The 21,411-nt window shown below is 40.2% G+C and carries 23 protein-coding genes, 1 tRNA gene and 1 pseudogene; 2 read left to right on the top strand and 23 right to left on the bottom strand.

Annotated elements, in window-relative coordinates:
- Together H5200_RS11105 and H5200_RS11110 are read right to left on the bottom strand one after the other, a co-directional pair.
- Positions 1 to 2,106, bottom strand: coding sequence for an ATP-binding protein (locus H5200_RS11105; RefSeq protein ID WP_182761498.1), 2,106 nt, complete (start codon positions 2,104 to 2,106; stop codon positions 1 to 3).
- Positions 2,107 to 2,459: 353 nt separating this feature from the next.
- Positions 2,460 to 2,534, bottom strand: a tRNA-Arg gene (locus tag H5200_RS11110).
- A gap of 255 nt (positions 2,535 to 2,789) precedes the next feature.
- Between H5200_RS11110 and H5200_RS11115 the strand changes: the two genes are divergently transcribed.
- A complete protein-coding gene (locus H5200_RS11115; RefSeq protein ID WP_145237033.1) occupies positions 2,790 to 2,972 on the top strand; it encodes a helix-turn-helix domain-containing protein in 183 nt (60 codons plus the stop codon).
- Here the strand turns inward: H5200_RS11115 and H5200_RS11120 are convergent.
- From H5200_RS11120 to H5200_RS11130, 3 genes are read right to left on the bottom strand one after another with little or no spacing between them, the layout of a single operon-like run.
- Entirely contained in the window at positions 2,969 to 3,775 is an 807-nt protein-coding gene (locus H5200_RS11120; protein WP_182718073.1) for a phosphotransferase, read from the bottom strand. The two genes, H5200_RS11115 and H5200_RS11120, sit on opposite strands and share 4 nt — an antisense overlap.
- A gap of 8 nt (positions 3,776 to 3,783) precedes the next feature.
- On the bottom strand, positions 3,784 to 4,407 hold the full coding sequence (pnuC, locus tag H5200_RS11125) for a nicotinamide riboside transporter PnuC (RefSeq protein WP_149980641.1): 624 nt from the start codon (positions 4,405 to 4,407) through the stop codon (positions 3,784 to 3,786).
- A 25-nt stretch (positions 4,408 to 4,432) separates the two neighbouring features.
- A complete protein-coding gene (locus H5200_RS11130; RefSeq protein WP_145237024.1) occupies positions 4,433 to 4,684 on the bottom strand; it encodes a hypothetical protein in 252 nt (83 codons plus the stop codon).
- 131 nt (positions 4,685 to 4,815) lie between these two features.
- On the opposite strand from H5200_RS11130, the gene H5200_RS11135 reads away from it, so the two are divergent.
- A complete protein-coding gene (locus H5200_RS11135) occupies positions 4,816 to 5,055 on the top strand; it encodes a DUF2960 domain-containing protein (RefSeq protein WP_145237021.1) in 240 nt (79 codons plus the stop codon).
- Positions 5,056 to 5,064: 9 nt separating this feature from the next.
- Here the strand turns inward: H5200_RS11135 and alr are convergent, their stop codons facing one another.
- The 18 genes and pseudogenes from alr to H5200_RS11225 all read right to left on the bottom strand — a co-directional run.
- The gene (gene alr / locus H5200_RS11140; RefSeq protein ID WP_182718072.1) at positions 5,065 to 6,144 is read right to left on the bottom strand and encodes an alanine racemase; all 1,080 of its coding nucleotides are present in this window, start codon (positions 6,142 to 6,144) and stop codon (positions 5,065 to 5,067) included.
- On the bottom strand, positions 6,144 to 7,523 hold the full coding sequence (gene dnaB, locus H5200_RS11145) for a replicative DNA helicase (RefSeq protein ID WP_145237015.1): 1,380 nt from the start codon (positions 7,521 to 7,523) through the stop codon (positions 6,144 to 6,146). The genes alr and dnaB overlap by 1 nt, the downstream gene beginning before the upstream one ends.
- A gap of 100 nt (positions 7,524 to 7,623) precedes the next feature.
- Positions 7,624 to 8,568, bottom strand: coding sequence for a DUF4097 family beta strand repeat-containing protein (locus H5200_RS11150; RefSeq protein ID WP_182718071.1), 945 nt, complete (start codon positions 8,566 to 8,568; stop codon positions 7,624 to 7,626).
- Between the two features lie 11 nt (positions 8,569 to 8,579).
- On the bottom strand, positions 8,580 to 9,062 hold the full coding sequence (locus tag H5200_RS11155) for a hypothetical protein (RefSeq protein WP_182718070.1): 483 nt from the start codon (positions 9,060 to 9,062) through the stop codon (positions 8,580 to 8,582).
- The gene (locus H5200_RS11160; protein WP_182718069.1) at positions 9,049 to 9,600 is read right to left on the bottom strand and encodes an RNA polymerase sigma factor; all 552 of its coding nucleotides are present in this window, start codon (positions 9,598 to 9,600) and stop codon (positions 9,049 to 9,051) included. Before H5200_RS11160 ends, H5200_RS11155 begins: the two co-directional genes overlap by 14 nt.
- 191 nt (positions 9,601 to 9,791) lie before the next feature.
- Positions 9,792 to 11,576: a hypothetical protein gene (locus H5200_RS11165; RefSeq protein WP_182718068.1), complete on the bottom strand. Its 1,785-nt coding sequence runs from the start codon at positions 11,574 to 11,576 to the stop codon at positions 9,792 to 9,794.
- Positions 11,576 to 12,100 carry a PilW family protein gene (locus H5200_RS11170; protein WP_182718067.1) on the bottom strand — a complete coding sequence of 175 codons (525 nt, stop codon included), beginning with the start codon at positions 12,098 to 12,100 and terminating at the stop codon, positions 11,576 to 11,578. Before H5200_RS11170 ends, H5200_RS11165 begins: the two co-directional genes overlap by 1 nt.
- Positions 12,100 to 12,513, bottom strand: a complete 414-nt coding sequence (locus H5200_RS11175) for a prepilin-type N-terminal cleavage/methylation domain-containing protein (protein WP_145236995.1) — start codon at positions 12,511 to 12,513, stop codon at positions 12,100 to 12,102. The genes H5200_RS11170 and H5200_RS11175 overlap by 1 nt, the downstream gene beginning before the upstream one ends.
- Positions 12,513 to 12,962 carry a GspH/FimT family pseudopilin gene (locus H5200_RS11180; protein WP_182731624.1) on the bottom strand — a complete coding sequence of 150 codons (450 nt, stop codon included), beginning with the start codon at positions 12,960 to 12,962 and terminating at the stop codon, positions 12,513 to 12,515. The genes H5200_RS11175 and H5200_RS11180 overlap by 1 nt, the downstream gene beginning before the upstream one ends.
- 2 nt (positions 12,963 to 12,964) lie before the next feature.
- A complete protein-coding gene (locus H5200_RS11185) occupies positions 12,965 to 13,387 on the bottom strand; it encodes a type IV pilin protein (protein ID WP_182718065.1) in 423 nt (140 codons plus the stop codon).
- A gap of 292 nt (positions 13,388 to 13,679) precedes the next feature.
- On the bottom strand, positions 13,680 to 14,132 hold the full coding sequence (gene rplI / locus H5200_RS11190; protein WP_145236982.1) for a 50S ribosomal protein L9: 453 nt from the start codon (positions 14,130 to 14,132) through the stop codon (positions 13,680 to 13,682).
- A gap of 36 nt (positions 14,133 to 14,168) precedes the next feature.
- Positions 14,169 to 14,396 carry a 30S ribosomal protein S18 gene (gene rpsR, locus H5200_RS11195; RefSeq protein WP_002962753.1) on the bottom strand — a complete coding sequence of 76 codons (228 nt, stop codon included), beginning with the start codon at positions 14,394 to 14,396 and terminating at the stop codon, positions 14,169 to 14,171.
- A 12-nt stretch (positions 14,397 to 14,408) separates the two neighbouring features.
- Complete coding sequence (gene priB / locus H5200_RS11200; RefSeq protein WP_182718064.1) at positions 14,409 to 14,726, bottom strand: primosomal replication protein N; 318 nt, start codon at positions 14,724 to 14,726, stop codon at positions 14,409 to 14,411.
- A 54-nt stretch (positions 14,727 to 14,780) separates the two neighbouring features.
- On the bottom strand, positions 14,781 to 15,122 hold the full coding sequence (rpsF, locus tag H5200_RS11205) for a 30S ribosomal protein S6 (protein ID WP_145236974.1): 342 nt from the start codon (positions 15,120 to 15,122) through the stop codon (positions 14,781 to 14,783).
- 200 nt (positions 15,123 to 15,322) lie between these two features.
- On the bottom strand, positions 15,323 to 17,224 hold the full coding sequence (locus H5200_RS11210) for a S9 family peptidase (protein ID WP_259398482.1): 1,902 nt from the start codon (positions 17,222 to 17,224) through the stop codon (positions 15,323 to 15,325).
- 205 nt (positions 17,225 to 17,429) lie between these two features.
- The gene (gene rlmB / locus H5200_RS11215) at positions 17,430 to 18,176 is read right to left on the bottom strand and encodes a 23S rRNA (guanosine(2251)-2'-O)-methyltransferase RlmB (RefSeq protein ID WP_064667888.1); all 747 of its coding nucleotides are present in this window, start codon (positions 18,174 to 18,176) and stop codon (positions 17,430 to 17,432) included.
- Entirely contained in the window at positions 18,173 to 20,668 is a 2,496-nt protein-coding gene (gene rnr, locus H5200_RS11220) for a ribonuclease R (RefSeq protein WP_182761499.1), read from the bottom strand. Before rnr ends, rlmB begins: the two co-directional genes overlap by 4 nt.
- A gap of 120 nt (positions 20,669 to 20,788) precedes the next feature.
- A pseudogene (locus H5200_RS11225) lies at positions 20,789 to 21,280 on the bottom strand (response regulator); the annotation flags it as partial.
- Between the last annotated feature and the right edge of the window lie 131 nt (positions 21,281 to 21,411).

Genomic DNA, 21,411 nt, shown 5'->3' on the forward strand with positions numbered 1-21,411 from the left:
TCACGGTTGTTCAACTACATTGATTGGTATAGTAATGATAAAAGTAGTGCCAGCACCTAATTGACTCTGGCACTCTATCGTACCGGCTAGTTTATGTATTACTAAATTATAAACAATGTGCAACCCCAAACCTAAACTCAGTTGTGCGTTATTCGTAGAAAAGAACGGGTCAAATACTTGCTTGCGGACATCTTCTGGCATGCCTTTACCATTATCGCTGATTATCAGCTGAAGTTGTTCATCATGTTTACTCACTGTAATGTTCACCTCCCCAGGCGTTGAATCATCAAAAGCGTAAACTAAGGCATTTTCCACTAGCTGCCCTAAAATTTGCGAGAATGCACTTGGTGAGGCAAAAAAACGAATTTCTTGCTGGTATTGGCATTTAACTTTATGAGGCGTTTGGTCAACACGTGAGTGGATTGACAGCAGAATATTATCGATATACTCACCTAAGTTAAACCAGCGATTTTCCTGTGTATCGTTGTCTACCGCAACTTGTTTAAAGTTATTGATTAGATTGGTAGCTCTATGGAGATTCACGCTCAATAACTCTGTGCTTTGTATTATATGATCATAGGCCTGATTAAACTCCTCTCTCGACATGTTACCCGCAGCCGCTTTGCCATGAATAGTTTTCGAGGTGCTTTCCAGTACTGATGCAGCCGTGACGCAAATGCCCAATGGGGTATTTATTTGATGAGCAACTCCAGCAACTAATCGTCCTAACGACGCATGCTTTTCATTTTCAATTAACTGTTGCTGAGTACGTTTTAGCTGTTCCAGCGATAATGTTGCTTCTTTGGTCTTAGTCTCAAGCTCAGTAGTACGCAGAGCCACTTTACGCTCAAGTACCGCATTTAACTGTTTTACTTGTTGCTGTGAAGACATCAACTTGGTATTCGCATCTTCAATCTCACTGACGTAGCTTTTTACTTGTAAGTACACATCATTTAAAGCAGTAATAATTGGGGTAAACTCATTGCGTTTAGCATACTCAACTGGCAGTAGATTAACTTGCTTATTACTACCATAACGAATAGAGCTTTTTATGATATTTAATACCTGATCAAAAGGGCTAAACAAAGCTTTGAGGATAAAAATCATCAGTATAATAAAGCACAGCCCTATGCCACTGCCTGTGATTAAAGCCCAAGAAGACACTTTATCAACTTGTTTACTTAAATCATTTTTAGGAACTAATGAGCCAAAGATAAAACCGCTCTCACTAAGCTGATAAAAAATATACTTATCTTCAATTGCTAGCTGCTCAAACCCAAAGCTATTGACCTTACTTAACCGACTTTGAGCTACTAATGTTGCCGCCCAAGGAAAGTCATCGGTCAACTGCTGTACCGTTTGAGGCTTGTCTGTAAAGCCAATAATTAACTCAGAATCCCGGTGAAATAAAAATGATTGTGCATTTTCGGTCACTTTAATGCTGACTAAAAACTCACTTAACTCAGCTAAAGACCAGTCGAGCGTCGCCATACCAATCGGACTGCGGTTATCGTCAAGCATCACCGCATCTATAGTCATCATCAACGAGAATGAGCCTGCATCATCGTAATAAGGGTTAGTCCAAAATATTGGACGATAGCTGGATTGGTTTAATCCCCACCCTTGCTGTTCAGCAAGCTGGTACCAATCCTGAGAAAAATAATCGTACTGTGGTTTATTGAGATCCCACGTAAATTGCAGCTGTTTATTTTCTTTATATACATATGGGCCAAAATAACGATACTGCTCATCCAGTACCTGGGGTTGATACCAAAGCCCTCCTCCCATGGCTTGTTCAAAACTGGCAAACTTATTTTGTAACGTGCGCTGAGCCAGTTCCTTGATATCAGCCATGGGAGTAGATTTTTGATGACGCAGAAAGTATAACTGTTCACCGCTTAGAGCCAGATCGATCGCATGCCCTTGCATTTGTTCTGTAAGATGATTGATTCGGGAAATAGTGCCATTGAACACAGCTTGAATTTCATTTTGCTTAAATTCATCCAAAGATTCTTTGTAAATTAGCGTGTTGAATAACTGTAGGGTTGAATAAGCCAATATCTCAAACAAAATGACAAACACCAGAATACGGGTTTTAATATTCATTCAATCTCCAGAGTACTCTTTGCTAAAGAGCTCATTTAACACAACACTCACAGGCATTGCCTAATAACAACTGTGCTCGACTTACTTAGTATACAAAATGACATGAAACGGTAATCCCACCATTTTTATTGGAGGCGAGCTGTAGTGCATAATACAATTCCCTAAGATAATGAATTATGAGTATAGTCCAGTTGTCAGTTTTACCACTTGTGCAATTTAATTAATTCTAAATATTGGTAGGGGTTTATTTACATCATGAGTACTAAAAGAGTGTGATTGAGGGCAAACACTGTGGAGTAAGATAGAGAGTTATTATTGATTGCCTTTGATGAAAGGCTGGGCATTATTGCAAATGGCGCTCTCGGTAGGGATCGAACCTACAACTCAGCCTCCGGAGGGCCACGTGATATCCATTTCACCACGAGAGCACATTTGTGCCACCACACCAACTCGCGATATCAGTGCTTAGGCCGAGCAATAATAAAGGCATATGCAATTAAATGCTAGCTTCTATCGCTTAGATGCTTATTAATTCAGCAAATTATAATAAATTACTTCACAAGCAAGCAAAAAACAGCTATTAAATTATACTTAATAAAAATCACTAACCATTTTGCAACATATAAATGCCCGTTTAACGACTTTTAAGGCGCTTGTAAAAGGTTTAACATGAGGAAGTATCTATGAGTTTAATGTCAACCGAGCAAGTAGCGGAGTTTTTAGGGGTTAAAGTTGAACGTGTAAAGCGTCTTGCCCGGGAAAGTTTATTAATATCGAAATCTGTTGATGAAAACGGCGAACCACTATTTGATGCAGATGAAGTTGCAAAATACAAAGAACTTGCGGCGCGTTTTGGTGGTCTTTAACGATACTCCATTGAGCTAATCAAACAATCCAACTGCGTACGCAACTCAGTCACTTTATTATCGACTGAGCGTGCGCTATACCAACAAATACACAACACTAAAAACACCAACTGATAGCATTCAAGCTTTTGCAGTGAATTGTGAAATTTTTGAATAGCAGGCAATTGCTGTTGGTAGTTTGAAAGTAAGCTATTTTTTTGCTTATCATTCAACGCAAAACTAACAGTCAGTGCTGCTAAATCGAAGTATACGTCATTACTTTTAGCGTACTCAAAATCAATTAAAAACATGCCTTGGCTATTCACAATAATGTTTTCTTTTACTAAATCATTATGGCAAAAACCTTCATCACGGGGTAATAACGCGATTTGCTTTAATGCATCCTCAACGCTTGCTTGATATTGCTGATATAAGCGAGTTTTTTTATAAAAATCCAGCTCATACTTTATATCCATCGCCTCAGTAACAACATCATGGCAATGAAAAGCAATCAACTTTTGCAGCAACTCTAAAGTGTAATCCCCTTGTGCAATATCCCCCTCTAGGTATTCAAAAATCGCCAGCTTGTTAACTTCATCAGTCCACAGTGGTTTAGGGCATACCTGCTGCTGCGCAAATACAGTTTGTGCTGCCAAGCCCTGCACTGGCCAATGCTCGCGATAGCACTTTAATAAAAAAGCCTGCTGTGCAGTACGCACTAAAAAGTTATCGTTACTTAAACCGCTAAATAGCCGCTCATTGCTCAATACCTTTAGTTGTGGATCAAAAGCGGCAAAAATGCCGCTAATTTCTTTACCTGTCATACTGCTTCTTATAATTGCGCCAAAGGCTTAGCTTGATTTTGCTCGTACTCTTCATACCAGGTTTTAAACCCCCATGCTGCCATTATGGTGTAAAAAATAAACAGCGCTAATGTTGGGTAGTAGCCTTTCTCGTAATACAAGTACATCGAAGCCGCATCAATAACAATCCAATACAGCCAATTTTCCAGTACTTTTTTTGCGACTAAATACGTTGTAACAACAGCAAAACAGGTTGTAAAACTATCTAAATAAGCAAAGTCTGCATGGGTATGATTGTTCATCACATAACCAAATATTAATGCCACAATCGAAGTCGCAATAATGATGAATAAGTGTTGATGCAAGCGCCATGAGGTGATCACTAATTGATGTTTATTAGCGTCGCCTTTTCGCCATATTACCCATCCATAAACCGCCATATACATATAGTAAAAATGCAATAGCGATTCCATTAATAAAGCACCATTCCAATACATTATGGTATAAATAAGGGTGCTAAAAAATGCTGCAGGCCAACACCACAGGTTTTCTTTTATTGCTAATAGCAAATATGCCATAGAGAGCGCCACTGCGATATATTCCCAGTGCGACATTGCAGTAAACCCTGCGAGAGTTTCTGTAATAAATTCCATAATTGATCCACTAAGGCTTTAGCTGCTATTGGGGAGAGAGATCACCATTGAGGAATTTACAAACAAAAATAGCTTTGCCAAACTCTTCGTATGAACGCTTTATCTCAGTACTAAGCACAGACATTACTAAATCGTAATCACCAAAAATTTGCGTCGACAAGGTATTTGTTATTACTTTTAAATCGTCATATTCATTTAAGCGATCAATAAACCCCTTAATAAATGGGATATAATCTTGATGAAGTGGGTACTTACTGATCTCTACAGATAATTTCATGACAATTCCTTGGTTTATTTAAAAATATGGCCGTTATTGTAACTTGAGCTAAGCTACAAGTCATTCAAAGGTAGAGCGGATGTCGAAGAAGGTGTAAAATTAACGCAATTAAATTATTTTATGAGTGACTCATGGCACGACGCATTACGTACAAATTTAAAAATCAGCCTCGCGAAATTAATTTTGCAAAAGATAAATATCGCGATATGTATCAGGCTATTGCTGCGGCTGAAGGGATTGATTTAACAAATTATTTAAAGATGGAACAGCAAATTGCTATGACTTCAAAAGGCTCTGCGGCAGTGCGTAATTTTCGTGATGAAGAGTTTGCTCGCATGGGTTTTAGCGATGTGTATTTTATCAAAGAGTAACGCTTAGCATTACTCTAAATATTCATAGCTTACCCGTGGGGTAATATTACAGACTAACTCGTAAGGGATTGTGGTGGCACATTGGGCGATTTCTTCAACGGGTAATTCTGGGCCCCACATCACCACCTCATCGCCTACTTTGATGTCATCAGCATTTTCACCAATATCAACACTGATCATATCCATAGAGATGTTGCCAGCAATACCATAACGTTTGCCAGCAATCACTACAGGTGTGCCATGTCTAGCATGGCGCGGATAACCATCACCATAGCCCATGGCAACCACTGCAAGCTTAGTCGGCTGAGCACTTTGCCAACAGCCACCATAACCAACACCTTGCGCGGCATCAACATCGCGAATTGCAATGACCTTAGTGGTTAAGCGCATCACCGGCTTCAGCTGATGGTCTTTGCCAGAAGTGTTAAGCATTGGTGATACACCATACATCATCAAGCCTGGACGCACCCAGTCGCCATGACCTGCAGGCCAAGCTATAATACCAGCCGAATTTGCTAAACAATGTGCTTGTTGTTTGCCTTGCACTAATGAATCAAACAAAGCAATTTGCTCAGCTGTTTTGGGATCATTAACATCATCGGCACTGGAAAAATGCGTCATTAAATTGATTGTATCTTTAGCGTTATTCGTCGCTTGCAAGCGCTGATAAAAATCACTCAACTGCGTTGGTGCAATCCCTAAACGATGCATACCGGTATTGATTTTTAACCAGCAACTAATTGGTTCATCGAGCTTTGCATTTTCAAGTGCTCTGAGCTGGTTTTCATCATGGATAATGGTTTGAAAGTTATTGGCTAATAAAATCGGCAAATCATCTTGATGGAAAAAACCTTCCAGCAACACAATAGGCTTGGTCAGCCCACCCGCCCGCAGTGCGAGCGCTTCATCTATTCGTGCCACTGCAAATGCGTCGGCATCATTAAGGTGCTGCGCTATTTTTACTAAACCATGACCATAAGCATTGGCTTTTAATACCGCCATAACTTTACTATTAGGCGCAAACTGTCGCACTTGCGCTAAATTATGAGCAAGTGCTTGTAAGTTAATTTCGGCAATAGCTAAACGCATTAGTAATCATCATCTACAGCAGGTCCGGCGTAATTATCAAAACGCGAGAACTGACCTTGGAAAGTTAAACGTACTTTACCAATTGGACCATTACGTTGTTTACCTATGATAATTTCAGCAATCCCTTTCTCAGTACTGTCTTCGTTATATACTTCGTCGCGGTAGATAAACATGATTAAATCGGCATCCTGCTCGATAGAGCCTGATTCACGTAAGTCGGAGTTAATTGGGCGTTTATCGGCACGCTGCTCTAGAGTACGGTTTAGCTGCGACAGTGCTACGACTGGGCATTGGAGTTCTTTTGCTAATGATTTAAGTGACCGTGAGATTTCAGCAATTTCTAAAGTACGGTTATCAGAGAGGCTGGGAACGCGCATTAGCTGCAAGTAATCGACCATGATCATACTTATCCCACCGTGATCACGAGCAATACGACGCGCACGTGAGCGAACATCTGTTGGAGTTAGACCTGATGCATCATCAACATACATCTTTCCTTTTTCCATCAGTAGCCCCATGGTTGATGAAAGACGCGCCCAATCGTCATCATCCAATTGACCGGTGCGCACTTTGGTCTGATTAATTCGACCAAGGGATGCCAACATCCTCATCATAATCTGCTCCGAGGGCATTTCTAATGAGTAAATAAGCACAGGCTTATCTTGTGTCATTGCGGCATGTTCAGCTAAGTTCATCGCAAATGTGGTTTTACCCATCGACGGACGGGCGGCCACAATGATTAAATCTGATGGCTGCAAACCAGTGGTCATTTTATCTAGATCGGCATAACCGGTACTTACCCCCGTCACACCATCTTGTGGCGACTGATACAACTCTTCGATTTTATCGACTGTTTTTTCTAAGATGCTGTGAATACTTTGCGGACCATCGTTACTTTTTGTCCGCTGCTCAGCAATTTTAAACACTTTACTCTCTGCAAAGTCGAGTAAATCGTGGCTGGTGCGCCCTTCCGGATTGAAACCTGCTTCGGCTATTTCATTGGCAACGCCAATCATTTCACGTACCACAGCACGTTCGCGTACGATATTCGCATAGGCGTCGATGTTCGCCGCACTTGGCGTATTTTTAGCAATTTCAGCTAAATAAGCAAAACCACCGATACCACTGAGTAAATTCTTTTTCTCTAAGCTCTCAGATATGGTGATCAAATCGATTGGATCGCCTATTTCAGCAAGCTCGACCATGGCTTCAAAAATAAGCTTATGGGTACGTGTATAGAAATCTTGCGAAACTACCAACTCGGCAACACGGTCAAAGGCTTGATTATCAAGCATTAAGCCACCTAAAACAGATTGCTCTGCTTCAATGGAATGAGGAGGAACTTTAAGAGTGTCGACTTGTTTATCTGGTTTAGCCATAACTTCGCAATACTAACAATGAATGGCCTCTATTCTATCTACTTGGCTACGTTGTGCAAAGAGCAAAGCAGGATTTCTTTTCCTACTTTGCTACGGGAGATTACTTTTGCTTACGTAATTCTATGCGCCCACTGATAGTGTCTATTTCAATATCAGCATCACCACCATTAACCGCAAACTCCAATTCACTTGATGGCCCATATTTCGCTTTTTTAACTTTATCGTCACTCAACTCATTAATAATTTTACCATTGGCATGCGCTTCAATTTCAAACCGCGCAGAAACATCCGTCGGGAAGTAAAAATCGGCATCGCCACTAACAGATTCATAAGTAATTTGCGCACCTTTTAGTAACTCATTAATATGTATTTCACTCTCACCATTTACCGTGCTAATACGTAAGCTTTTTAATGCCTGAAAAGCAAAGTCGATATCGCCATTAACATTCTCTAAGCGAACTTCTTGAGCTGCTGTTTTGGATTTAATATCACCATTGACAGCAGTAAAGCGCAGCGTGCCTTGTGAGTCTTTGTCATTAATTTCGCCGTTTACGGTTTCATAGCGTATATCACCTTTTAAGCCTATCGCACTGACATCACCATTAACGGTATCCACAGTAATATTGCCACTGATGTTTTGTAAGTTAATATCACCATTAACGACATCAATATCAGCCCCGGCGATCAAATTTTTAGCACTGATAGTGGCGTTAACACCGGTAAATTCAAGTTCGCTGCTATTTGGCATATAAATAACTAACTGAGAACCATCGCCACTATTCCAACCGTTATTATTGTTACGCGGCATTTTAACGATAAATTCGATACGGTCCCCTGCCACTTCTAAACGATATCCTTGTGCTTTATCATCAAGCTCACCGGTGATCTGTAATTGTGATTTATCCCAGCCCTCAATACGTACATCACCGCGTTGGTTATCTATAAAAATACGCTTATTAGCGGGCACCTCAATTTGTTCATTGATTTTCTCACCAGCAGAGGCGAAAAACGGCAATAAAGTTAGTGCTAATAGTAATGTTTTCATGGTTGATACTCCTAAATTTGTTGCCACTTCGGTGCATGCACCTTATTGATTAGATCTAATTGCTGCTGATAAACCTGTGCGAGCATTTTTAATAACGCTGGATTCTCAGGCTCATTGTCGAGTGCTTGCTTTATTGCCCGCTCAGCGTCCTCTAATTCTGTTAATTGCTGTTGCCAGTTATCTGTCAATGCAGGCTGATTTTGATATTGCACCAACAAGGTTTGTTTTTGCTGGGTAAAATAGTCACTCATCACCACACTTGTCGCAGGCTCAGAGCCGGAAAACAGCAACTGCACGGTTAATAAAGCCGCCACCGAGCATGCTGCCACACCCGCTAATTTAGGCCACAGCGCAGCTTTACCTTGCGCCTGAGGAGCATGCGTTAATGCTTTTTCGATACCTGGCCATAAATCTTTTTGTGGTGAGATCTCTAACTCAGTGTTATTGATTGACTCAGCTAAAAATGTTTCAAAATTAGGCTTACTCATTTTCATACCACTCTTTTAATAACTGACGGGCGCGATGAAATTGCGACTTACTAGAACCCACTGCCATTCCTAACATAGTGGCAATCTCTTCATGGCGATAACCTTCAATGGCGTGCAGCACAAATACCATACGAGCTCGCTCAGGTAGTCGTAATACTAACTTGTCGAGTCCATTTAGACCTTGGCAATCTGTTGCGCTTTGTTCATCCATACCGCTTTGCTCGAAGCTCACTACTTTTTGCAACCAATTCTTATGTTTACGTAAATAGCTAATCGCAATATTACTGGTGACACTGTGCAGCCAAGTTGAAAACTGTGACTGCCCTTCAAAGCTAGCGATTTTATGCCACAGCTGCACAAATACTTCTTGAGTTGCATCTTCGGCATGTTCGCGATCTGCGAGTAACCGTAAGCACAATCCATAAACCCGCTTTACATGTAATTCATAAAGTGCAGCATAAGCATTTTGATCACCGCTTTTTACACGGGTAATAAGTGCATCTTCGCTTAGCTGTGTAAAAGCATGTTTTGCATCTATCAACATCGTTGATGTTGTCCCTTTATGATTATTATTATGAAATGAGTATACCTAAGCACTCAGGAAATACGATCTTTCAGAATTTTAAGTTTCTTGAATAGTTAGACGTGAGATGTAAGTGAAAAGGTTTAAATGACATGAAATTATTTTTAACAAAAAACGGCTAACTTATCAGCTAGCCGTTTTATCAAGTGGTTTTATAACGTTGCTTCTGGGGGATCTTCTTCGGGCCCTTCAGTGGTTTTTTCCGGTACTTTATATGACCAGCCTAAAAAGGTAATTTTAGATCCACCATTAGAGCCACCACCTGAAGTCATGTTTTTTAATGCAACATCGTATCTCGTTTCACCATTACCGCAATTTGATACGCTGCCTCCGCGGATAGAACCGGTATAACGAGCTCCAGCATCAACTCTAACATCAGTTAAGGGAGAATAAATTGTCGCGAACATATCAGCGTTAGAGGCGATATAAATACCAAATTTATCACTTGCGCCATCTTTCTTTTTACATGACAAAGCACCATCGCCAGATTTATACCCTGAAAAAATATTCAACGCATATGCATCTGAAGGTGTTAACTTTACAACAGTTTGTTCAACAACGGGGCTCTTTCGAATATGTATTTTCCCCATTACATAAAGGCTTAGACTCACCCCTTTATGTATTTTAAAATGAGACTCTCCACTGCCAGTAATTGAAAAATCACCTGCAATATAAATGCCGATTTTCTGATTGCTATCGCCAGCTAACAATGCATCTAAGCTGCCACCATTTATAGTTAAATCATTAAAAAAGTACATATTTTCTTGTTTAGCACCTAACACGTTAGCGTCTTTTGCAAGGTATTCAGTAACCGTTCCATTATTAGTAAAAATAGCTTTATCTTCGTTAATTTGAATTTTTTTCGTATTTTTAGTTAAAAGTAAATCAGGGAAAGGTCCAAATGCATTTAATTCGCTTAAAGTACTAATATTCAATGGATCGCATTTATCTTTCGCATATGTAGGTATGCTATCTGGATCATCGGGATCTAAACCTGCAACATTAGGTACTTTCAAACCTTCAACATAAGCGCTGCTTGATAAAGTTTTTACTACAGAATTATTAGTATAACTAGCAGAGCTTAGTAAGCTGCCACCATAAAGGATATCAGCAAGCTCAGCATTACTCTGGTTTACATGAACACCATGATTTAAGGTTAAGTCTTTTTCAGTGCGAACATAGCCGTTCACCGTCATATCTTTAAGTTGGATGTTTCCATTGGCAAAAATATTACCATTGATTTTTGTATTCCATGCACTTGTTCCTGACGGGAAGCGAATATCTTTATTTGCCCATAAATCCCCTTCAACAGATTGTGAAGAACTTACAACAATAGAACCTGTAGAGGCTACGCTTCCCTTAATTGTTCCTGTACCACTTAATGTTACATCTGCATTGTGAACTGTAGTTCTCACATCAGCATCATTACCAACATACGTTGCATCAGTAGAGTCATAGCTAGTTATTTTCCCCGATCCCCCCAATGACACACCGCGACAACCAATGATTGCATCTGAGTAAGGAGTCAGACTATTTCCGGGCGTAAATCCAAACCGTGCGACTAAATTACTTTGTGCATCACCACCATAACGCTCACCCAAGCTGATGATTTCTAGCTCTCCAGCAGCATTTTTACTAATAGTGGCATTATAAGTTGCATCTTCGCCAATCAAACCGCGCCCTGATGCTGTGCCTGTCGCTGCGATCAAGCCATCGATATCTAAGCTTTTATCATCTGAAAAAGCTTGCTGTAATAACTTTGCTTCTTCGAAAATACCTTTTTCAGCGAGTAACCGGCTATTTATTTTCTTTTGAAAATTGCCACTCATACGCTCTTGAATAATATTTTCACGCAATGAATTAAGTACCACAATACTCGCCATACTGGTGAGGATAAGTACTGTTACAAGCGTAAAACCACTTTGTTTTTTAGCCATTACACACCACCAAAAGCATTGTTTAAAATAACATTAGAAACCGCAATATCAATGGCAATAGTGTCTTCAAATTGCGCAGGTAAGTTCTCTGGGCCAACATAAATAGTGACAATGTTATTATCAATTGCAAAACTCAACCGGGCGACTCCCGTCAATAACCGCTCTGCTGGAGCAGCTCCTAATGTACACATTAAATTATTGCCTACTAGGCTATAAACTTCATTTATATCAGCTGTTGATACACTGCCATTACAGGTGATAACCCCAGCTGGCTGAGTAACAGTAATTGCCGAGCCATCTGCTGCAACCAAAGGTGCGCTTGGTGTTTGTTTAATGCTACGCGTAAAAACCTTACTTGTGTAACGTATTACTTCTTGCGCATTTTCAAGCTCTTTACTAACTGAAATAGTGCCTTTAATAGCTGAGTATGAAAGGCTAACTCCAGCTAGTAGGAATGAACCAGCGGCTAGAGCCACCATCAGTTCTACAAGGGTATAACCTCGCGGACGATAAATTGCCATCATCAAATACACCCAACTGGTAGCTCAGGGTAACTAGCATTTAAGGTAATTTGATTTTCTAATTGAGCAGGGTCTTGTTGCTTGATCCGCTCATCAGCCCATGAAACTGTGATTTGCATATCATGCGCATACGCCGCAGGTAAGCTCAGCTGATAATCATCGATTTGCGGGTCTAAAGAGGCACGAAAGTTAGCATCCGTGAATAAAGCCGGATTCGTCGTTTGTAACTCACACAAGCGAGGCCAAATACGCTCTAACGTATTTTGCCCTTGCACCAACGATACAGTGTAATTAAAACTGTTAGTGGCATATTGTAGCGATTTGAGCTGAGCTGCTGCCAACCCTAATAAAGCAATACCGGCGATAACAACTGACAGCATCACTTCTAATAATGAAAAGCCACTTTGTTTAATCATTATGCACACGCCACTGATTTTTCAGCTAACCAATTTTGGCCACTTTTTAAAATGCACAAGTAATAATCTACCGTTTTATCATTGTCATCTTTAATTAAAATCTCGCTCGCCGCAGAGATTTCGCCACTTGACCACACGGTACGATCAACTAAACCAACTGTTACACCATGATGTTGGATGACGAATTCTTTTAATACTGTATCAACACCATCAACAGCTGCTGTTACCTGCCATTTATCGCCACTTACCACTAGCTTAATCTCACGATTACGTTTTACCGCCTCACTGCGCGCATATTTATACACACTATTGAGCTGATTTGCGGTGGTAACAACCCGATCTTGCATGATTTGCTGGCTAAAAGAAGGAAACGCTAATACCGCCATAATCGCAACGATCCCAACCACAATCATCAACTCCACTAATGTAAAACCGGCTGTTCTAGTCATTGTTACTCCCAGCAACTATTAGCATCAGCTGATTGTGTGCCATCATGCTTAATCACTAATGCACCACAGCGATCTCCTGCTTGGGCAGAACCGATTTTTGGGGTTGCAGTTAATGTAAATGCACGACTTTTAAAATTAGCATCAGCTGCAGCGCCACTAACGCGGTTTAGCGCTGTATAAGTAAAAGTATAAAAATCTGTATTTTTTGCCGTATCAAAAGCATTTGGATAACCACCATTACGCGAATAAATACGCTCTAATACTGCACCATGTTGCAACATTACTTGTTGAATATCGGCACGGCGACTACGCTCCATATGCTCAATATATGAAGGCATAGCTACACTGTATAAAATACCTAGAATAGCTACGACTATTAATAACTCGATTAATGTGAAACCAGAAAAAAGCTTCGTACTTCTCATTATCTGCTCTTTCAATTTTTACATCCTTAACACTATGCCCAGTGCACAAACAATATACAGTGACAGCGCTGTCACTGTCAACAATCTGTAATATAATTACAATGTCGCTACATTTTAATAGGTATAAATAATTAGTTTTTACTTTAGATCAAACAATACCAGATAAAAAACCTAAAAAAGGGACTTTAATCAATATTTATGTGGAAAATGATATGCTAGCTAGTGATATGGATGATAATAATAAACAAAAAAGCCGTGCTTTTCAGCACGGCTTTTTTCGCTTAATTAAAAATTAAGCTTCAGCGATTACGATTACTTTGATAGTAGCCGTTACTTCTGAATGAACTGCGATTGATACGTCAAATTCGCCAGTCTCACGGATAGTACCTAGAGGTAAACGAACTTCTGACTTAGCAACTTCAACACCAACAGCTGAGATAGCGTCAGCGATGTCGCGAGTACCGATAGAACCGAATAACTTACCTTCGTCACCGGCTTTAGATACTAATGTAACTTCAGCTAATGCTTCAAGCTTATCAGCGCGTGCTTGTGCAGCAACAAGCTGGTCAGCGATTTTCGCTTCAAGCTCAGCACGACGTGCGTCAAAAGTTTCAACGTTAGCTTTAGTTGCAGGAACTGCCTTACCTTGTGGGAAAAGGAAGTTACGTGCGAAGCCAGATTTAACTACAACCTGGTCACCTAGGCCACCTAGGTTAGCGATCTTATCTAGTAGAATAACTTGCATGTTTCTACACCTTTTAAAAACGTGTTAATCCGCTGCTTACTTATGTAAGTCAGTGTATGGAAGAAGGGCTAAGTAGCGAGCACGCTTAATAGCAGTTGCTAGCTGGCGCTGGTATTTAGCGCTAGTACCTGTAATACGGCTAGGTACGATTTTGCCACTTTCTGTAACATAGTTTCTAAGAGTAGCTAGATCTTTATAATCGATTTGTTGTACGCCTTCCGCTTTAAAGCGGCAGAACTTACGACGTCTGAAATAACGTGCCATGAGATAAATTCCTCAAATAATTCTTTCTATATGCTGAGCATGCAAAACCAATTGGCTAAGGCCGTTACGACCTTCGTGACGATTTAAAAAACCGCTCACTTGCAATGCCTGCCCAACGTGCAAATGTTGAGTCTGTTGTTGCATTTGCTTACCGCTGGCAACCACTTGAAGCCGAACATAACTATTACGGTTAAGGTCTGCTTCAACTTGCATTGATTTATGTTCTACAACAAAAATACAATGCGGGATACCAGCAGGGCTTTGGCTAATCTTAGGTGTTTTACAAACAACCCCAGAAATAACCAGCTGATTCATAAAAGGACTGACCATATGGTTTACCTTAAAATTCTCGCTGATCAAGCGCCATGCTTGGACTCAAAACAATTAAGCAGCTGGTGCTTCTTTCTTCTCTTCTCTTACAAGAGGAGATGCTTCAGTTACAGCGTCTTTAGTACGCATAACTAAGTTACGAAGCACTGCATCGTTGTAGCGGAAAGTAGTTTCTAGCTCGCTGATTACTTCAGTAGGTGCTTCAACGTTCATAAGAACATAATGAGCTTTATGAAGCTTGTTGATTGGGTATGCCAATTGACGGCGGCCCCAGTCTTCAAGACGGTGGATAACACCACCAGCTTCAGTGATAGAACCAGTATAACGTTCGATCATACCAGAAACTTGCTCACTCTGATCTGGGTGAACCATGAATACGATTTCGTAATGACGCATGGATATTCCTTACGGTTAATAGAGCCTTCTACCGTTTCAGCCGGTCGGTTTAAGGCAAGGAATTAATATTAAATAGGCCGAAATGAGCGCGCATTTTACGCTTAGTCGGAAAATTAAGCAAGTAGGTTTTATAAGTTCGGTAATAAACAAATTTGCTTATTCAACTAAACAGTTTTTAATAGCTAAAAAACATTTACATGTTATAAGTTCTTTTGCAGAAAAGAGCTTACTTCTGAGAACAATATTTTTTGGCTTTCTAAATCATCAAAAAAATGCGTGCCATCTTTAATTTCTACATATTTGACGTCAACGTGGTTTTTAGCCTTACTATAAAAAATGCTCGATTGCCTATAGTCAACTCGGGTATCGTTATCACCATGAATAAGTAGTACCGGGGCTTTAATTTTGTCAACCATATTAATGACTGATACATCAGCTAACGCCTTTACGGCATTACTATCTGTCATATCAACAATATTACCTAAATAAGACCCTTGCCTACTTTCATCTTCAACAAAAGTTTCAAGATCAGATACGCCTGAAGCACTAATTATACACTTAAAACGATAAGGTTCTTGAGCTGCCGCCGTTAATGCCACATAACCTCCATAACTTGAGCCATAAATACACGCATTGCCTTTTTTAGCTAAACCAGAATCAATTGCCCAATCCATCGCATCGTAAACATCTTGTTGCATACGCTTACCCCACTGATAATAACCAGCAGTTTCAAATTGACTACCAAAACCCGCTGAACCTCTAAAGTTAACTTGTAGCACCCCATAACCCAAACTAACTAGATACTGTAACTCTTTATTAAAATACTTATAGTCCCTTGCATTAGGCCCACCATGAGGCATAACAATTAATGGTGGCTGTTTAGCACCTTTTGGCTGGGTATAATAGCCTGAAACATCCATACCATCACTGGCTTTAAAATTATAGTTTTGGACAGAACTGAATTCTTTTGATGCCAAATATGGATATTGAGAGAGCCAAACACCACCTTTTTTAGTTTTTAAATCAAAGTAGTAATAGACTGGAGTACTACTGTCACTTACCACATATGCTAATAACCGATTATGGTCACGATTTCGACTGGCAATTGTTACTTGTTTATCTTTAAATAAGTTACCGACTGCTTGCTCTTGTTGAGCATCTTTTTCTGAAAAATAAAAGGTTTGATAAAAGTCATCATAGTAACCAACTCCAATCAAATCACCTTCGCTATTTCTTATAGTATTACTTAAATCATAACTTTCATGACTATAAACTAGTGATTCAAATTCTCCTGAAGCGATATCATATAACCACAGCGCTTCACGGCCTAGCTCTCTGTCTGACATTACATAGGCTTTAGTACCGTCAGTCGTAAGTGCCTCTATACTAAATGTGTTATCTTCACCCCAAGTGTGAGTATGTATTTTTTCTAACTCATCTTCTTTTTTTGCACGATACCATACTGAGGCTGTAAATTTATCGTCTTTTTCTTCTACAGCAATGCCTAAGCGTACCACTCCTTTATTATCAGCATACCAGCTACTAATGCCGTCTTTATTGCGCTGTATTTTTTCAAATTGAGAATCACCTAAATTAACTCGAAAAACAGAATATGCACTATCGTTTTCATCGTAAGTAGACACCAGTGCATAATCGGTTTCGTGTTTCAGTGATGATACTAATCTAAAACTTTGATATTTATAAAAACGACTTTCTGAAAAGCGTTTCGTAGTCAGTACTTTGTGTTCACCTGTTGTCACATCAAAAGCATATAATCGAGAAATACGTAAAAACTGACCATAACTATATTCAGGGTAGCTGGTTGAAACAATTACATACTTGTCACCAGACCAACGTATAAAATCAATACGATCTCGTTTTTTTTTCATACGAGCAAGAATATTTAATTCAATACTTGGAAATTTTGTAATGCTAACGGTTGGCCCATCATCAGTATTATAAACCGTTGCTATCATCTCTCCATTTGGCGATATTTGTGGTTGCTCGACTATTGGCAAGTGAGCATAAGCGTCCCATGGATTTTCTTTTGCGTAAGTTAATGTAGAGATAAAAGCAAAGCATATGAATATAGCTCTAAACATGATTAATCCTTAATTTATATTATTTTAATTATTACGACATTAACATTAACAATAACAACAACACTAACACTATAACAATTTACATTTAAAGATTTGAATTAATAAAGCTTTAACGTTGGACTCTTTAAAATAGGAAAAATAAAGGAAAATAAAAAAGCTGCTATGTAAAAAGCAGCGTTTAAACTTTTATTTTGAACAATTATTACTAAGCTTGTGTCGCATTTCTCTGACGCAGTACTTCAAACAAACAAATACCTGTGGCAACCGATACATTTAAACTTGATACAGTACCTGCCATTGGGATTTTAACTAACACATCACAATGTTCGCGCGTTAAGCGGCGCATACCTTCGCCTTCAGCGCCCATAACAATCGCCATAGGCCCGGTCAGATTGGCATCAAATACATGAACATCGGTTTCGCCAGCAGTACCAACAACCCAAACACCGGCATCTTTAATTTCACGTAAAGTACGGGCAAGATTGGTGACTTGGATCAGCGGTACTGTCTCAGCTGCACCACAGGCAACTTTACGTGCTGTGCCATTTAGTTTTGCTGATTTATCTTTTGGCACAATAATGGCGTGAACACCGGCAGCGTCAGCACTACGTAAGCAAGCACCTAAATTATGCGGATCTGTTATGCCATCGAGAACCAGTAAAAATGGCGTTTCTTCACGCGCAATGATTGCATCTAAATCTTTTTCATTGAAAGTAGGAGCTGCGATAACATTAGCAATAATGCCTTGATGCTGTTCACCCTTTGATTTGTTATCAAGGGCTTTGCGCTGCATAAACTGCACTGATATACCAAATTTACGCGCTTCTTCAATAATTGGAGATAAGCGTTTATCATCACGTCCTTTTAGGGCATAAATTTCAATAAAACGCTCAGGCTCACTTGCGAAAATTGCTTCAACAGAGTGAAAGCCAAAAATTAATTCATTACTCACGTATCACTTGCTCCTGAACTCTTACTTTTACGGGCATTTTTGCCGGGTCTTTTCGGCTTTTTCACGGCCTTTCTCTTTGGTTTTTTTGCAGTAGTTGTAGTGCCAGCATCCGCTGATTTTCCTGCAGGCTTCTTTTTGCCTCTACTGGCACTGTTTTTTTTTGGCTTTGGTTTTCCCTGATCAGAACGACCGCTAAGTTCACCTGACTCTTTCGCGTCAGCTTTTTTACCTGGTATTTTGCCACGTTTTAGCTGCGAACGAACACTTGCCGGCTGATGCCCTTTTGCATCAGCACGACGACGGGCGTATCTATCTTGTGCAACATCGCCACTGAGCGTTAAATTGATGCGACGCTCATCTAAGCTTACCGATGCAACCTGAACCGTGACTTTATCGCCTAAACGATGAACTTTACGAGAATGCTCACCAATCAAGCAATGTTTAGCGCCATCATATTGAAAATACTCATCGCCTAAATTAGTGACATGGATAAGGCCATCAATTTGTAAATCAGCTAAGCGAATAAACAAACCAAAGTTAGTAACCGATGAGATCACTCCTTCAAATTCGTCGCCCACATGATCTTGCATGTATTCACATTTCAGCCAATCAGCTACTTCACGGGTTGCATCATCTGCACGACGCTCCGTATTTGAACACTGCTCGCCCAATTGCGCGACTTCTTCGTCACTATAAACATACGCACCCGACGTAACCATACCTTGGGCTTTCAAAATGCCTTTAATCGCACGATGTACGACTAAATCTGGGTAACGACGAATTGGCGAGGTGAAATGTGCATATTCACCTAATGACAAACCAAAGTGACCGATGTTTTCAGCTTGATATACTGCCTGCTTCATCGAACGCAGTAGCATAGTTTGGATAAGTTCAGCATCAGGGCGGTCGCCAAGCTTGGCTAACACATGGGTAATTTCTTTTGGTGTTGGCTCATCACTGAGTGTTGATTCAATACCCAACTCTGATAAAAACTGTCTAAAGTTAGCCAGTTTTTCTCCATCTGGTTCAGCATGAACACGATAAAGCGCGCTGGCTTCGTGTTTTTCAAGCATTTTAGCCGCAGACACATTGGCTAAAATCATACATTCTTCAATCAGCTTGTGGGCGTCATTACGCAGCACCGGCACTATTGATTCAATCTTACGCTGAGCGTTAAATACAAAGCGTGTTTCAAGGGTTTCAAACTCAATCGCTCCGCGCTCTTGGCGGGCAGCTTTTAATGCCATATACATTTGCTGTAAATCAGTTAAATGTGGCACGACCGGTGCGTATTCAGTACGTAACTTCTCATCACCTTGTAAGATAGCGTTTACTTTGGTGTAGGTTAAGCGCGCATGCGAATTCATCACCGCTTCGTAAAAACGATAGCCTGATAGTTTACCTTCAGCCGATACCAGCATTTCTGCGACCATACATAAACGGTCAACTTTTGGATTTAATGAACACAAGCCATTGGACAATACTTTTGGCAGCATAGGAATAACTTGCTCAGGGAAATACACTGAGTTACCACGTTCGATTGCCTCGGCGTTAAGTGGGGTATTCATTGCGACATAATGGGATACATCAGCAATCGCCACCCATAACCGCCAACCACCCGATTCAACAGGCTCACAATACACAGCATCATCAAAATCGCGAGCATCTTCACCATCAATCGTAACCAATGGTAAATCACGTAAATCAACTCGATTTTGCTTGTCAACTTCTTCGACAAACTCACCTAAGTGTTCAACCTGCTTTTCAACCGCTTCTGGCCATACATGCGGGATATCGTGATTACGCAGTGCCACTTCAATTTCCATACCTGGGGCTAAATGCTCACCCAGTACATCAATGATTTTCCCTACCGCATTCATATTACGGTTAGGGTTTTGGGTAATTTGCACTTGCACCATTTGGTTGTGACGTGCGCCGTTTTCACTGCCCGGCAAAATAATAATATCTTGGGTGATACGTGGATCTTCCGCCACCACCACTGCTATGCCATGCTCAACAAAATAGCGACCAACAATCGGTGCTCGCTCGCCAGCCAGCACTTTAATAATACGCGCATCGCACTTGCCGCCGGAGCCTCGTTTGGTGCCTTTAGCCAGTACTATGTCGCCATGCAGCACCGAACTCATTTGATGCTTGGCAATAAACCAGTCTTTACTTTCGCCTTCGACTTCTAAAAAGCCAAACCCGTCACGGTGACCGATTACTTTGCCTTTAACAAGCCCAGCTTCATCAATTAAGGCGTAGCATTTAAATTTATTAAAGAACAGTTGACCATCACGCTCCATGGCACGTAAACGACGCTTAAAAGCAATTTGACGCTCATCATCGTTTACCGCTAACTCCTCACATAATTGATGAAAATTAGCAGGCTTGGCACGGTCTTTTATATGAGTAAGTATAAACTCACGACTTGGGACAGGGTTTTCGTACTTTTCTTGTTCTCGACTGAGATTAGGATCTTGGTTTGACATTCACTATCTTGTTAATTGGTTATGATGTTATTTTAACCCATAACCGATCAATGAGACAGGCAAAAGCTATGAAACTTTTAAGAAAGCGCTTTTACTTGCTTTAAACAGCTTATTACGGCGTTATAACCAACCTTTTTGTTTGGCTATACGCGCTGCATCTACTCGGTTTATGGCATTTAATTTAGCAATAGCGTCTGATAAGTAATTACGTACCGTGCCCTCGCTTAAGTATAACCTTGCGGCAATATCGGCTGTTTTCAACCCTTCACTTGCGAGTTGTAATGCTTTTCGTTCTTTATCTGTCAGCGGATCAGTATCATCTAATGCGTTAATAGCAAGCTCAGGATCAATAACCTTTTGCCCGTGCATTACTTTTTTAAGCGCGCTAATTAATTCATCGCTCGGGGCTTCTTTTAAAATAAAGCCCTTAACGCCAGCACTTAAAGAACGCCTAATGTAACCCGCTCGCGAAAAGGTGGTCATAATAACTATTTTTATAGCAGGGTATTTTGATGCAATTTGCTCACTGAGTTCGATGCCGTTCATGCTAGGCATTTCGATATCGGTTAAAATAATATCAGGAAGAGAGTTACTGTCTAGCATGTTTATGGCTGTTAATCTAAAGTATCCCCAGAATTAGCCTTTATATATCAATGAACTAATAGTATTAAAAAATGTGGGAAGCGAGGGAACATTCATGGTGTTTTGTGATCTTATGAATCGCTTAAAAACAACAGAGCTAA

The organism is Pseudoalteromonas sp. SG43-7 (assembly GCF_014164295.1).
Taxonomy (GTDB): domain Bacteria; phylum Pseudomonadota; class Gammaproteobacteria; order Enterobacterales; family Alteromonadaceae; genus Pseudoalteromonas; species Pseudoalteromonas rhizosphaerae.